The organism is Rugamonas fusca (assembly GCF_014042365.1).
Taxonomy (GTDB): Bacteria; Pseudomonadota; Gammaproteobacteria; order Burkholderiales; family Burkholderiaceae_D; genus Rugamonas; species Rugamonas fusca.
Genome location: NZ_JACEZS010000019.1, coordinates 13,776 through 26,859 on the forward strand (window position 1 = coordinate 13,776; position 13,084 = coordinate 26,859).

A 13,084-nucleotide genomic window follows, 5' to 3' on the forward strand; every position below is an offset into this window, starting at 1 on the left:
TCTGGTTCAGCCGGCGCGGTGCTCGGGCTGCGCCTGTGCCGGCGCCGCCGCCGCCGGGTGGGCCCCGATCACCACCGTGCACGTGGTGCCGGCCACCAGCTCCAGCCCTGGCGGCACCTGGTCGATGTGGATGCGCACCGGCACCCGCTGCGCCAGCCGCACCCAGTTGAAGGTCGGGTTGACGTCGGCCAGCAGCTCGTGGCCCGTGCCGGCGTCGCGGTCGGTGATGCCGTGGGCCACGCTCTCGATGTGGCCGCGCAGCGGTGTGTCGCCGCTCAGCATGCGCATCTCGACCGGGTCGTTGGGCCGCAGCAGCGGCAGCTTGGTCTCCTCAAAATAGCCCACCACGTAGAACGAGGCGCGGTCGATCACGGCCAGCTTGGGCGCGCCCACGGCGGCGAAGTCGCCCGTGTGTACGTTCAGGTTGGTCACGTAGCCCGTCACGGGGGCGCGCACCACGGTGCGCTCCAGGTTCAGTTGCGCCAGCCCGCGCGCGGCCTGCGCCGCCAGGTACTGGGCCGTGGCCGTGCCAGCCGCCGCTTCGGCCGTTTCGCGGCTTTCGGCCGAGATCACCGAACTGTCGAGACCCGCGCGGCGCCGCGCTTCCTGTGCGCGCCGGCCTCGTTCCACCTGCTGCGACGCCAGCACGGCGCTGGCCTGATCGAGCGCGCTGCGGTAGCGGGCCGGATCGACGACGAACAGCACGTCGCCCTGGCGCACCAGCTGGTTGTCGCGCACCCGCACTTCCGTCACGGTGCCGGCCACGTCGGCGCTGATGTTGATCACGTCGGCCTTGACCCGGCCGTCGCGGGTCCAGGCCGATTCCATGTAGTGGTCCCAGGCCAGGTGGCCGGTCCAGATGGCGCCGGCCAGCAGCAGCGCGGTCAGGGCAAAGCGAAACAGTTTGGATGCGCTCAAGGCGGTTCTCCCAGCGATAGTTGAGGTACAGCGGTTTATTGGTACAGCGTGACGATCAGCGCGCCGAAGATGCAGACCAGCAGGCAAAGCCGCACCAGCGCCGGATGCCATGCGCGCCGGTACAGGCCGGTGTGGCCCAGCACCCGATCGAGCACGCCTTGCAGCAGCAGGCTGGCGACGAACAGCGGCAGCAAGCTTGGCAGCAGCACGCCGAAAATGGCGATCTCACGTGGCATGGTATTGGTCTCCTGGTACTTGCGGCATCTGGTCCAGCAAGGAGGTGTAGATGGAATGCAGGTCCGTCAACGCCATGCGCAGGCGCACCTGGCGCACCGGCGTGGCGTCGGCCAGCGCTGCCCGTATCGGCGGGCCGGCCTGCAGCACGGCGTACTGCACGGCCGCGCTGCTGGCGCGGTCCGGTGCGCGGAAGTAGGCGGCCAGCTGGTCCACGCACAGCTGCAGCGCGTTGCGCACGGCGCCCGCTTCGGTGGCGGCGATCAGCTGGCGCATCTCGATCACGGAATGGCCCAGCTCCAGCAGCGTCAAGCCCTGGCGCACGACGGCGCGCGCGGGCGCGCCCGGTGCGGGGCCGGCGGCGGCGTTCAGTTGGCTCAGCAGGTCGCGCACGCGGTGGTCGAAGCGGTGCTTGCGGCGGAACAGCGACCCTTTGCAGGTGGCCAGCGCCTCGCGCCACAGGGCGGTGGCGATATGGTCCTTCTGGCCCATGGTGTGCTCGGGCAGCAGCACGGCGAAGATGGCCCAGGCCAGCGCCACGCCGATGGGCATGGCCAGCGTGTTGTTGAGGAAGACGGCGCCGTCATATTGCATCTGGTTCAGCGGCGCGATCACCTGGGCGGCGAACATGCTCATGCCCACGCCCACACCCGCGCGCCGCGCATCGGTGGTCATATAGCTGCCCAGCGCGAACACGGGCAGGGCGGCCAGCACCAGCATCGGGTAGCCGCTGGCGCGCACCACCAGCAGGTATTCGGTCAGGAACGACAGCGGCCAGACCAGCAGGAAGCCGGCCAGCACCTGGCGCGTCATCGCGACGGGGCGTGGCGACGACGAGGCCAGCGCGCAGAAGATGGCCGTCATGATGATGGCATTGGCCGCGTACGGCCAGGCCAGCCAGTACCACAGCGTGGCGCCGGCCAGCAGTGCGCCGGCCGCCCGCACGCCGCTGGCCAGCACGATGCCGGACGGCGTGCGCGGGCTGTAGGCCACGGGGTCGCTGACCTGCAGCTGGCGCTGCTGGGTCAGGCCGTGGTACAGGGCGGCGAAGGCGCCGATGTCGCGCACGAAGCGGTCCAGCAGTTCCAGCGCCGTGTCGAATGCGATCCGTTCGGCGCGCTCAGGCTGGAGCAGGTCCGCCTGGGCCTGCGCCTGGGCCGCCTGTTGTGCCAGGGCGGCGCGCACGTGCTCCATGCGCGCGCCTGCCAGGTCGCCGCGCAAGGCCGCCGCCACGGCCGCGTGCAGCGGTTCGATCAGGGCCAGCACGGGCGAGGGGGGATGGGCGCGCAGCCGGCGCAGCAGGCGGTGCAGCGTGTAGCAGGTGGTCAGCGCCGACATGAAGGCATTGTTGAAGGCGTGCAGCTGGCGCGTGTGCGCGCGGGCGTGGGCCGCTTCGAAGAAGGCCGCGGCGCGGCCCGATTCCAGCGCGGCGATGTCGGCCGCGAAGCGCAGGTGGTGCAGCTCGATCTGGGCCGGCGACAGGCTGTGTTCCAGCGTCTGCTGGCAGAACGCGATGAAGCTGTCGTAGCGCGCCTGCACCGTGCGCATCACCTGGCGCGACTGGTGGCGGGGGAACAGCACGTCGTGCACCACGGCCGCGCAGATCACGCCCAGCCCCACCTCCGTCACGCGGGTGACGGCCAGCGTGAACACGGTGGTGGGATGGTCGATGGCCGGCACGGCGATCATGCAGGCCGTGTAGCCGGCCAGCACGAAGCTGTACGATTGCTGGTTGCGGTGCATGGCCGAACCGGCCGTGCACAGGCCTATCCACAGCGCCAGCGCCAGGAACAGCGCCACCGGCTGTTGCGGGAAGATGGCGACGATCAGCAGCGCGCTGGTGCAGCCGACCAGGGTGCCGAGCAAACGGTAGAAGGCTTTTTCGAGCACCATGCCGCTGCTGGGCAGGGCCAGGATGAAGGTGGTGGTCATCGCCGTGTTGGGCGAATCGAGGCCGAGGCGGAAGGCGATCCACAGCGCGGAGAAAGCGGCCAGCATGGCCTTGGCGACGAAGATCCAGCGTTCGCCTTCGCTGGCGCGCCAGTCGCGCAGCTCCTTGATGAAACCCGCCGCCAGTTTTTTTTCCGCTCTGCTGGCCGGGTGGGGAAGGTCGGTGGCGGGAGCGGGGATCATGGCGGTGTTTGTCGTTTATGTGAGTTTTTCTAAATTGTTCAACTGGCGCTTGAACAGGCCTTCAAGTTGCGCCACTTCTTCCGGGCTGTAGCCGTCGTAGGCGCGGGTGGTCGCTTGCCACACTTCGGGCAGCACTTTGGCCACCAGCTCGCGGCCGGCGTCGGTCAGCGCGATCATCACGCAGCGCCGGTCGCCGGGGCGGTTGCCGCGCGTGATCAGGCCGTGGGCTTCCAGGTCGTTGCACACGCGCGTCAGGTTGGCCGGCTTTTCCATGCAAGCCTCGCCCAGCGTGGAGGCGGTCGACATTTCATCGTCCGAGCCGTACAGCACGGCCAGCACCATGTAGCTGGCGTCGACCAGGTCGTACTTGCGCAGCGCGGCATTGGTCAAATCCTTCATCCGTTTCTGGATGTGGTACGTCATGCGCATCAGGCGCATCAAGTCTTCCGGGAAGTCCGGCACGCGGGCATGGATGTTTTTCAGGCGCTTTTTAGTCGCTTCAAAACTGCTCATTGCCTACTCCTCTGCGAAATCGAAAGGCTTGATTGTACTATCGAAGCGTCACGGCAAATCCAGTTTCACGCCTCCGCCTAACGCGGCCATCAGTTCCGCATAGTTGTCCAGCTGGCGGCTGGCCACTTGCGCCACTTGCCGCTGTTCCTGCAACAGCGTGAGGCGGGCGGCGATCTCGTTGACCTGGTCCGTGAGGCCGGCACGCCACGCCTGTTCGGCCAGCCGGTGCGCCTGGCTGGCCGAGGCCAGCGCTTGCCGGTTCAGGCGCGCCTGTTCCTGTTCGGCGCGGTCGCGGGTGACGGCGTTGGCCACTTCCTCCAGCGCGTGCAGCACGGTGGCGTTGTACTGCTCGACGGCGACGTCGTACACGGCGCTCTGGCCGGCCAGCTGGCTGCGCAAGCGGCCGCCTTCGAACACGGGCAGGCTGATGGCCGGCGCGATGCCGCGCATGGCCGATCCGGCTTCCAGCAGGTGGCCGAAGCCCAGCGCCTGCACCCCCGCGAACGCGGTCAGGTTGATGTTCGGGTAGAACGCGGCCTTGGCCACGTTGATGCGCTGCGCCGCCGCTTCCACGCGCCAGCGCTGGGCGGCGATGTCGGGCCGGCGGCCCAGCAGTTCTGCCGGCAGCGCGGCTGGCAATCCCGTCGCCAGCGCGGCGCCATGGTCCGGCGCCAGGGTCAGCCCGGGCCGGGCGATCGACTCGCCGTCGCCCGGTCCCTTGCCGATCAGTGCCGCCAGCTGGTTGCGCCGCAGGGCGATGGCGGTGCCGATCTGCTCCTGCTCGCGCCGGCCAGCTGGCAGCGTGGTTTCGATATTGGTCACGTCGATGGCGCTGGCCAGTCCGGCCGCGTGGCGCCGCCGCGTGAGTTCAAGCAGCTTTTCGCGCTGCGCCAGCATGGCCGCCGCGCTGTCTTGCAGCGTGTAGTCGAGCGCCAGCTGGATGTAGCTGCGCACGATGGCCGATGCCAGCGCCAGCCGCACCATCTGCGTCTCGGCCGACGCCAGTTGCACCTCGCCCAGCGCGGCAGCCAGCGCCGCATGGTCGCGGCCCCACAGGTCCAGGTCGTAGGAGCCCGACAGCATGGCCGTGTTGTTCCAGGCGTAGTTGCCGGCCAAAGGAGGCGGCACCAGCGCGTTGGCGGAAAACAGCTCGCGCTGGGCGCTGGCGGCGGCGTCCACCCGGGGCAGGGTCGCCGCCTCGGTGACGCCGGCCATGGCCCGCGCCTGGCGCACGCGCGCCTGGGCCGCGTGCAGGCTGGGGTTATCGGCCAGCGCACTGGCCACCAGGCGGTTCAGCTGCGGGTCTTGCAGCGCTTCCCACCATTGCTCGCGTGGCCACGCCGCATTCGCCATGGCGCCGTTGATCGCCGACCCCGCGTTGACGCTGGTGGCGTCGATCTTGCGGGCCTGGGGCGCGATGCCGCCCATGTCGGCGCAGGCCGCGAGGGTTAGCGCCAATGTGGCGGCGGCGGCGAGTCGGGACGGTTGCATGATGGCGTGGTGGTGAGGCCGCGATTACTTGGCGAAATGCTTCTTGGTCTGGGCCACGTCGAAATCGGCTTCCGTTTCCGGGATGGTGCCGTTCTTGCGGGCTTCCAGCAGTTCGGCGATGACCTGGGCGCGGGTCAGGCCGGTGGCGGCGGGGCGGGCGGTGGTGACGGCGGCAGCGGCGGTGTTCGCCTGGGTGGCCGGCGCGGCGGCAGCGGTGGCGGTGGTTTGCGCGGCGGTGGACGACTCGGCCTGGGCATAGGCACCGGTGGCGGCGAAGGCGGCGGCGATGGTGAGGGCGGCGGTGATGCGTTGTTTGGCGTTCATGGTGGTTCTCCTGGGTGAGGCAAGCGTCGGCGGCGCCGGCGGGCTTGCAAAATGTGGCGCAACTGACTTGCAGGCCGGATGCCACTGACCGGTCGCCTAAGCGTTACAGCGAGCAACGAACTTGCTGCATTCCCTGCATTTGCTTCATTGAGGTAAATTATAGTCGTGAATATTTCATTTGTAAATTAAATGTTCCTATCGGTCTCATAGGATTTGTTGATGAGGTGAAAAGAAGCGGGGAGATGGCGGCCCGTGCGGCCGGCGGCGGGGGGAGGGGCGCCGCGCCTGAGGTGGCGCGGCGGCAGGACGGTGCAGTGTTAGCGGTGGCTGGACGAACCGGCCCACAGGTTGATGCCGCCTTCCTGGGCGCAGGCGTCGATGGCGGCCAGTTCCTCGGCGCTGAAGCGCAGGTTCTGCAGCGCCGCCACGTTTTCGCGGATCTGCGCACTGTTGCTGGCGCCGATCAGGGTGGAGGTGATGCGCGCATCGCGCAGCACCCACGCCAGCGCCATCTGGGCCAGCGTCTGGCCGCGCGCGGCGGCGATGTCGTTGAGCGCGCGCACCCGGGCCAGGTTTTCCGGGCTCAGGTGGGAGGGCAGCAGCGAGCCGCCGCCGGGCCGGTTGACGCGCGCGTCGGCCGGCACGCCGTCCAGGTATTTGTCGCTCAAGATGCCCTGGGCCAGCGCCGTGAACGTGATGCAGCCTATGCCTTCGCGGCCCAGCGTGTCGAGCAAGCCTTCCGTCTCGATCCAGCGGTTCAGCATGTTGTACGACGGCTGGTGGATCAGGCATGGCACCTTCCATTCGGCCAGCAGGCGTGCCGCCTCGGCCGTCTTCTCGGCCGAGTAGGACGACACGCCCACATACAGCGCCTTGCCCTGCTGGACGGCCGTGGCCAGCGCGCCCATGGTTTCCTCCAGCGGCGTGTCCGGGTCGTAGCGGTGCGAATAGAAGATGTCCACGTAGTCCAGGCCCATGCGCTTGAGGCTCTGGTCCAGGCTGGCCAGCACGTACTTGCGCGAGCCGCCGCCCTGGCCGTAGGGGCCGGGCCACATGTCCCAGCCAGCCTTGGTGGAGATGATCAGCTCATCGCGGTAGGGCAGGAAGTCCGCGCGCAGGTGGTGGCCGAAATTGGTTTCGGCCGTGCCGTAGGGCGGTCCGTAGTTGTTGGCCAGGTCGAAGTGGGTGATGCCCAGGTCGAAGGCCGTGCGCAGCATGTCGCGCTGGGTGGCCAGCGGGGTGGTGTCGCCGAAGTTATGCCACAGGCCGAGCGACATCAGCGGCAGTTTCAGGCCGCTGCGGCCGCAGGTACGGTACTGCATGGCCTCGTAGCGATGGCGGGATGCGTGGTAGGTCATGGCGTCGGTTCCAGTCGTTGTTCGTGAGGTCGATTATAGACAGGGCCGGCGGCGACCGTCGTACGCTCGTCGCCGCTCATTCCCGCCGTCTTGCAGACTGTCCGCGCTATCGGCGTTTTGTCGCATAGGCGGCGCGTGCCTCACCGCGCTTTGCGATGATTGCCTTCCTGCCAACTGCGATCACGCCATGTTCAGATTATCGTTTTCCATGACCCTGCGCGACTGGCGCGCCGGCGAGCTGCGCTTCCTGCTGCTGGCGCTGGCGTTGTCGGTGGCCGCGCTGTCGACCGTGAATTTTTTCGTGGACCGCATGCGCGCCGGCCTGGAGCGCGACGCCCACCAGATGCTGGCCGCCGACCTGGCGCTGGAATCGGACCAGCCACTGGACGGCGCATGGCTGGCCGAAGCGCAGCGCCGTGGCTTGCGCAGCGCCGACACCGTATCGCTGTTCACCATGGCCGTTGTGGGCGAGGGCGAACAGGCCGCGTCCACGCTGGTGGCGCTCAAGAGCGTGAGCGAAGCCTATCCTTTGCGTGGGCGCCTGCGCGTGCAACTGCAGGACGGCGACGCCGTCAGCGAAACGCCGCCCGCGCCGGGCACGGTCTGGGTGGACGCCACGCTGCAGGCGAGCCTGCGCCTGCACGTGGGCTCGGTGCTGCGCGTCGGTGAACGCAGCCTGACGGTGGCCCAGGTGCTGACGGCCGAACCGGATGCCCGCATGGCCATGCTCACCATGGCGCCGCGCGTGATGATGTCCAGCAGCGACCTGGCGGCTACCGGACTGCTGCAAGCGCACGCCATCGCTACCCACCGCCTGCTGCTGGCCGGGCCGGCGCAGCAGGTGAGCGGTTACGAGCATTGGGCCAGGGAGCGCATGGCGGCCGCACCCGTCAAGCAGGTTGCGCTGAACAGCTTCGCATCGAAACGGGGCGACGCCGGCGAGATGCTCGATCAAACGCAGCAGTTCCTGTCGCTGGCCAGCCTGCTCACCGCACTGCTGGCGGCGCTGGCCGTGGCGCTGGCCGCGCGCCGTTTCGTGCGCCGCCACCTGGACGCCTGCGCCATGCTGCGCTGCCTGGGCCTGACCCAGTCCCGGCTCACGCGCCTGTATCTGCTGGAATTCCTGCTGGTGGGCTTGCTCGCCGGCGCCATCGGCGTGGGCCTGGGCTACGCCTGTCATTTCGCGCTGGTGGGCTGGTTGGGGCAGTTGGCGCCGGCCGGTCTGCCCTCGCCGGGCTGGAGGCCCGCGCTGCAAGGCATGGCGGCCGGTCTGATCCTGCTGCTGGGCTTCGCGCTGCCGCCCGTGCTCCAGTTGCGCAACGTGCCGCAATTGCGGTTGCTGCGGCGCGAGGCGGCGCCGCCGCAGCCCCGCGCGCTGGGCGCGTACGTGCTGGGACTGGCCATGTTCGGCGGCCTGCTCGCATGGCAGACCGGCGATGCGATGCTGGCCGTGCTGGTGGGCGCCGCCTTCGTCATCGCTGGTGCGGCGTTCGGCTTGCTGGCCTGGCTGGGACTGGCGCTGCTCAAGCGCTCGCGCGGCGCGTTCAGCCATGCGGCATGGCGCCTGGCCGTCACCGACATGCTGCGCCAGCCCGGCGCCGCTGTGCTGCAGGTGACGGCGCTGGCACTGGGCCTGACGGCGCTGCTGCTGTTGACCATCGTGCGTGCCGACCTGCTGGCGGCGTGGCTGCGGGCCACGCCCGCTGGCGCGCCCAATCAATTCGTCATCAACATCCAGCCCGACCAGCGCGATGCGATCGATGCGCGCCTGCGTGCTTACGGCGCGCCGGAGCAGCAAGCGCTCACGCGCGCGCGGCTGCTGCGCATCAACGGCCGCGATGCGCTGGATGTGGTCAGCAGCGGCGGCAAGGACGGGGCGCGCGGCGTGCGCGAAATGCTGGAGCGCGAAATCGATATCGGCCATGCCGGCACGCTGCCGTCCACCGACAAGCTGACGGCCGGCAGCTGGTACGGCGCAGGCCAGGCAGGGGACATGCCCGCCATTTCCATCGAGGAGAAATTCGCCGCCGATCTCAAGCTCAAGCCGGGCGACACCATGCAGTTCGATGTGGCGGGCCAGCCGCTGCAGGCGCGCGTGGCCAACCTGCGCAAGGTGGACTGGCGCGCCCACCAGATTGGCAATCTGCTGCTGATGCATCCGTCGGCCATGCGCGGCCTGCCCGCCACCTGGGCCGTGGCCGTCCACGTTCCCGCCGATGACCTGCTGTTCGGCACCCGGCTGGCGCGCGATTTTCCCAACCTGACCGTGATCGACGTGCGCGCCATCCTCCGCCAGTTGCAACGCATGCTGGCGCAGGCCGTCGCGGCGGTGCAGTTCCTGTTCGCCTTCACGCTGGCCGCCGGCGTGCTGGTGCTGTACGCCGCGCTGGCCGGCTCACACGACGTGCGCGCGCGCCAGGCGGCGCTGCTGCGCGCGCTGGGCGCCACGCGCGGCCGGCTGGTCCGGGCGCAATGGATAGAGCATGCGCTCACGGGCGCGCTGGCCGGCTTGCTGGCCGCCGGCGGCGCCACGCTGGCCAGTTGGGCGCTGTCGCGCTACAGCTTCCACCTGGCCTGGGACTGGTCGCCGTTGCTGCCGGCCGTGGGCATGGCGGCCGGCGCGGCCTGCGCGCTGGCCGGCGGCTGGCTGGGCTTGCGCAATGTGCTGAACCAGCCGCCGTTGCTGGGTCTGCGATCCAATTAATGCACAGGAGAGAGTGACTATGACAACCATGGAATTCGCCCGCGCCGCCGCCGCGCAGGCGCTGCAGCCTGCCATCGCCGTGCGTGGGCTGGGCAAGACCGTGACGGATGCGGGCGGCGCGCTCACCATCCTGCACGCCATCGACTTCACGGTGCTGCCCGGCGAAACGGTGGCCATCGTGGGGGCGTCGGGCTCCGGCAAGTCCACCTTGCTGGGATTGCTGGCGGGGCTGGATCTGCCCACGGACGGCACGGTCGAACTGCAACAGACCGACATTTTCGCGCTGGACGAAGATGGTCGTGCCCAGTTCCGCCAGCAGCACGTGGGCTTTGTATTCCAGTCGTTCCAGCTGCTGGCGCACCTGACGGCGCTGGAAAACGTGATGCTGCCGCTGGAGCTGCGTGGCGACAGCCAGGCCCGCGCCAAGGCCGAGCGCATGCTGGAGCGGGTCGGGCTGGGCGCGCGCCTGCGCCACTACCCGCGCTACCTGTCGGGCGGCGAGCAGCAGCGCGTGGCGCTGGCGCGCGCCTTCGTGTGCGAGCCGCCGCTGCTGCTGGCCGACGAGCCGACCGGCAGCCTCGATGCGGCCAGCGGCGAAGCGGTGATGGCGCTGATGTTCGAATTGAACCGCGAGCACGGCTCCACGCTGGTGCTGGTCACGCACGACATGACGATCGCGGCCCGTTGCGGCCGCACCCTGCACATGCGCGCTGGCCGCCTGGCCAGCGCCGTACAACCATGAAAGGACGAACGATGCGATGGATGATGACGGTGCTGGCCACCGTGCTGACACAAGGCCTGTGCTGCCAGGCGGCGCACGCCGATGGCCTGGCCGACCTCAAGTCGGCGTTGACGCGCTTGCAGGAACAGGTGCCCTTGAAGGCCATGCTCGACACGAAGACGTGGCGCCGCCTGGGCGAAGGCAAGGATGCGGAGGAAACCCAGGGCCAGGCCAGCGTGGGCATCGAGGACGGCGCGCGCGGCATGCATCTGGCGTACGGCAAGGACATCCTGGCGCGCATGGATGCGGAATCGCTGGCACAGGCGCGCAACCCCAACGCCCGCACGCCAACGCTGAACGCGGCGCGCGAATTCAGCCCGAACGACTTGCGGCCCATGATTTCAGCCGCCAGCAGCCTGTCGCGCGTGCTGGAAAAGGCGGCGTGGAAGGCTGAGCAGGCCGACACCTGCCAGGGCAAGCCAGCGCGCCTGCTGACGTTCGACGTGGCGATCGACACGCTGAGCGACCGTGACCGCAAATACGTCAAGGAGTATGAAGGCCACCTGTACGTGTGGATCGCGGACGACGGCACGCCGCTGGCCAGCCGCATGATCCAGCACGAGTCGGGGCGCGCCTTCATCGTGATCCGCTTCGAGGCGCGGCAGGAGGAGCAGCAGGTGTATGCGCTGGTGGGCGACCGCCTCGTCACCGTGCGCAAGGAAAGCTACAACCGGGCCTCGGGCGCCGGCGAGCGCGACGAGAGCCGGGTGGTAAAAACCCTGCAACTGCAGTCCTGAAAACAACAAGGGCCGCGTTCCGGAGAACGCGGCCCTTGTTGTTTCATGCCTGCAGTGTGCGGCCGCGCAAGGCGGCCGCCCGTCGCCGTCGCGATTAAGCGAAGTTGGCGGCTGCGAAGTCCCAGTTGGCCAGGGCGAAGAACGTTTCCACGTATTTCGCGCGCAGGTTGCGGTAGTCGATGTAGTAAGCGTGTTCCCACAGGTCGCAGGTCAGCAGGGCCTTGTCGGCCGTGGTCAGCGGGGTGGCGGCGTTCGAGGTGTTGACGATGTCGACCGAACCGTCGGCCTTCTTCACCAGCCAGGTCCAGCTCGAACCGAAGTTACCCACGCAGGACTTGGTGAATTCTTCCTTGAACTTGTCGAACGAGCCCCACTTGGCGTTGATGGCGTCGGCCAGCGCGCCGCTTGGTGCGCCTTTGCCGGCCGGGGTCAGGCCGTTCCAGTAGAAGGTGTGGTTCCACACCTGGGCCGCGTTGTTGAACACGCCGCCGGACGATTTCTTGATGATCTCTTCGAGCGACAGGTTCTCGAACTCGGTGCCCTTGATCAGGTTGTTCAGGTTGGTCACATACGCTTGATGGTGCTTACCATAGTGGTATTCCAGCGTTTCCTTGGAAATGTGGGGAGCCAGGGCGTCCATAGCATATGGCAGGGGTGGCAGGGTATGTTCCATGTTTTTATTCCTTGGTGGATTGAGACGGAGGGTGATTTTTGCTGAAACGTCCACCATTGTAAAGCGGTTGCGCCATCGCTGCAGGAATGCGTGCGTTTGCCGCGACTCAACAGAAACACTACAGTTAATATGGTTAATTGGGCCGCAACCGGCCGGCGCATATAATCGCCACTGCCGACGCGGCCGGACGGCGGGCGCGGCGGGCAACTCGAAGGAATCCCATGCAACCGGATGTTTTTTCGCACTTTAGCAACGGTCCGCGCCTGCTGGCCGACATCGGCGGCACCAGCGCCAGTTTCGCGCTGGAGACGGCGCCGCGCCAGATCGAGGCCGTGTGGGAGGCGCAGTGCGCCGATTTCCCCACCCTGGGCGCGGCCCTCGTGCGCTTCCTGGCGCAGCCGGCCACGGTGGCTGCGGGCGGCTACCAGGCGCGCTACGCCGGCATCGCCATCGCCAACCCGATCGACGGCGACTGGGTCACCATGACCAACCATCACTGGTCGTTCTCGGTGGAGGCGGTCAGTTCCCAGTTCGGCCTGAAATCGCTGGTGGTGGTGAACGACTTCACGGCCCTGGCCAGCGCCTTGCCCTACCTGGCGCCCGATCACAAGCGCCAGATCGGCGGCGGCGCGGCGCGCGAGGGCGCCACCATCGGCCTGGTGGGGCCGGACGCGGGACTGGGCGTATCGGGACTGGTGCCGGCCGGCAAGCGCTGGATCGCGATCGACAGCGAAGGCGGGCATGGCACGTTCGCGCCCATGAATGAGCGTGAAATCGACATCCTGCGCTACGCGCGGCGCCACCATCACCACGTGTCGAGCGAACGGCTGGTGTCGGGGATCGGTATCGCGCTGGCCTACCGCGCGTTGGCGGAGCGGGCCGGCGTGGCGGCCGAGGACATCGGCACGGCCGAGATCATGGCGCGCGGCCTGCAAGGCAGTTGCCCCGTGTGCCTGGAGACGCTGGACGCGTTCTGCGAGATGCTGGGCACCGTGGCCGGCAACGTGGCGCTCACGCTGGGCGCCAAAGGCGGCATTTATATAGGCGGGCGCATTGTGCCGCAGATGCGCGCATTCTTCGAACAATCGGGATTCCGCGCCCGTTTCGAGGACAAGGGGCGCTTTTCGGACTACCTGTCCCACATTCCCACCTTCATCCTGACGGAAAAATATCCGGCGCTGATCGGCATGTCGGCCATGCTGTCGGCCGGCTGAGCGG

General features: G+C 68.5%; 12 protein-coding genes. 4 read left to right on the forward strand and 8 right to left on the reverse strand.

The window, feature by feature from the left end; translation table 11 throughout:
- Positions 1-6: 6 nt before the first annotated feature.
- The 7 genes from H3H36_RS19455 to mgrA form a co-directional block, all read right to left on the reverse strand.
- Positions 7-918: an efflux RND transporter periplasmic adaptor subunit gene (locus H3H36_RS19455; RefSeq protein WP_182219752.1), complete on the reverse strand. Its 912-nt coding sequence runs from the start codon at positions 916-918 to the stop codon at positions 7-9.
- A 35-nt stretch (positions 919-953) separates the two neighbouring features.
- Positions 954-1,154 (reverse strand): DUF1656 domain-containing protein, encoded by a 201-nt coding sequence (locus tag H3H36_RS19460; protein ID WP_182219753.1) that lies wholly within the window; start codon positions 1,152-1,154, stop codon positions 954-956.
- The gene (locus H3H36_RS19465) at positions 1,144-3,285 is read right to left on the reverse strand and encodes an FUSC family protein (protein WP_182219754.1); all 2,142 of its coding nucleotides are present in this window, start codon (positions 3,283-3,285) and stop codon (positions 1,144-1,146) included. The genes H3H36_RS19460 and H3H36_RS19465 overlap by 11 nt, the downstream gene beginning before the upstream one ends.
- A 15-nt stretch (positions 3,286-3,300) precedes the next feature.
- Positions 3,301-3,798: a MarR family winged helix-turn-helix transcriptional regulator gene (locus tag H3H36_RS19470; RefSeq protein WP_182219755.1), complete on the reverse strand. Its 498-nt coding sequence runs from the start codon at positions 3,796-3,798 to the stop codon at positions 3,301-3,303.
- 48 nt (positions 3,799-3,846) lie between these two features.
- Complete coding sequence (locus tag H3H36_RS19475; protein WP_182219756.1) at positions 3,847-5,289, reverse strand: efflux transporter outer membrane subunit; 1,443 nt, start codon at positions 5,287-5,289, stop codon at positions 3,847-3,849.
- 24 nt (positions 5,290-5,313) lie between these two features.
- Positions 5,314-5,613: a DUF4148 domain-containing protein gene (locus H3H36_RS19480; protein WP_182219757.1), complete on the reverse strand. Its 300-nt coding sequence runs from the start codon at positions 5,611-5,613 to the stop codon at positions 5,314-5,316.
- Between the two features lie 317 nt (positions 5,614-5,930).
- Positions 5,931-6,971 carry an L-glyceraldehyde 3-phosphate reductase gene (gene mgrA, locus H3H36_RS19485; protein ID WP_182219758.1) on the reverse strand — a complete coding sequence of 347 codons (1,041 nt, stop codon included), beginning with the start codon at positions 6,969-6,971 and terminating at the stop codon, positions 5,931-5,933.
- Between the two features lie 187 nt (positions 6,972-7,158).
- Here mgrA and H3H36_RS19490 point away from each other — a divergent pair, with 187 nt between their 5' ends.
- The 3 genes from H3H36_RS19490 to H3H36_RS19500 are packed head-to-tail and all read left to right on the forward strand — an operon-like array spanning position 7,159 to position 11,193.
- Positions 7,159-9,675 carry an ABC transporter permease gene (locus H3H36_RS19490; protein ID WP_182219759.1) on the forward strand — a complete coding sequence of 839 codons (2,517 nt, stop codon included), beginning with the start codon at positions 7,159-7,161 and terminating at the stop codon, positions 9,673-9,675.
- Positions 9,676-9,703: 28 nt separating this feature from the next.
- Positions 9,704-10,417, forward strand: coding sequence for an ABC transporter ATP-binding protein (locus tag H3H36_RS19495; protein WP_229220006.1), 714 nt, complete (start codon positions 9,704-9,706; stop codon positions 10,415-10,417).
- An 11-nt stretch (positions 10,418-10,428) separates the two neighbouring features.
- Positions 10,429-11,193 (forward strand): hypothetical protein, encoded by a 765-nt coding sequence (locus H3H36_RS19500; RefSeq protein ID WP_229219998.1) that lies wholly within the window; start codon positions 10,429-10,431, stop codon positions 11,191-11,193.
- Between the two features lie 94 nt (positions 11,194-11,287).
- On the opposite strand, the gene sodB is transcribed toward H3H36_RS19500, so the two are convergent.
- Positions 11,288-11,866 carry a superoxide dismutase [Fe] gene (gene sodB / locus H3H36_RS19505; RefSeq protein ID WP_182219761.1) on the reverse strand — a complete coding sequence of 193 codons (579 nt, stop codon included), beginning with the start codon at positions 11,864-11,866 and terminating at the stop codon, positions 11,288-11,290.
- A 221-nt stretch (positions 11,867-12,087) separates the two neighbouring features.
- Here sodB and H3H36_RS19510 point away from each other — a divergent pair, with 221 nt between their 5' ends.
- Entirely contained in the window at positions 12,088-13,080 is a 993-nt protein-coding gene (locus H3H36_RS19510; protein WP_182219762.1) for a glucokinase, read from the forward strand.
- Positions 13,081-13,084: the final 4 nt, after the last annotated feature.

Coding starts and splice junctions, on each gene's coding strand:
- H3H36_RS19460 (WP_182219753.1), bottom strand. CDS start 1,154: ATGCCACGTGAGATCGCCATTTTCGGCGTGCTGCTGCCAAGCTTGCTG.
- H3H36_RS19465 (WP_182219754.1), bottom strand. CDS start 3,285: ATGATCCCCGCTCCCGCCACCGACCTTCCCCACCCGGCCAGCAGAGCG.
- H3H36_RS19470 (WP_182219755.1), bottom strand. CDS start 3,798: ATGAGCAGTTTTGAAGCGACTAAAAAGCGCCTGAAAAACATCCATGCC.
- H3H36_RS19475 (WP_182219756.1), bottom strand. CDS start 5,289: ATGCAACCGTCCCGACTCGCCGCCGCCGCCACATTGGCGCTAACCCTC.
- H3H36_RS19480 (WP_182219757.1), bottom strand. CDS start 5,613: ATGAACGCCAAACAACGCATCACCGCCGCCCTCACCATCGCCGCCGCC.
- mgrA (WP_182219758.1), bottom strand. CDS start 6,971: ATGACCTACCACGCATCCCGCCATCGCTACGAGGCCATGCAGTACCGT.
- H3H36_RS19490 (WP_182219759.1), top strand. CDS start 7,159: ATGTTCAGATTATCGTTTTCCATGACCCTGCGCGACTGGCGCGCCGGC.
- H3H36_RS19495 (WP_229220006.1), top strand. CDS start 9,704: ATGGAATTCGCCCGCGCCGCCGCCGCGCAGGCGCTGCAGCCTGCCATC.
- H3H36_RS19500 (WP_229219998.1), top strand. CDS start 10,429: ATGCGATGGATGATGACGGTGCTGGCCACCGTGCTGACACAAGGCCTG.
- sodB (WP_182219761.1), bottom strand. CDS start 11,866: ATGGAACATACCCTGCCACCCCTGCCATATGCTATGGACGCCCTGGCT.
- H3H36_RS19510 (WP_182219762.1), top strand. CDS start 12,088: ATGCAACCGGATGTTTTTTCGCACTTTAGCAACGGTCCGCGCCTGCTG.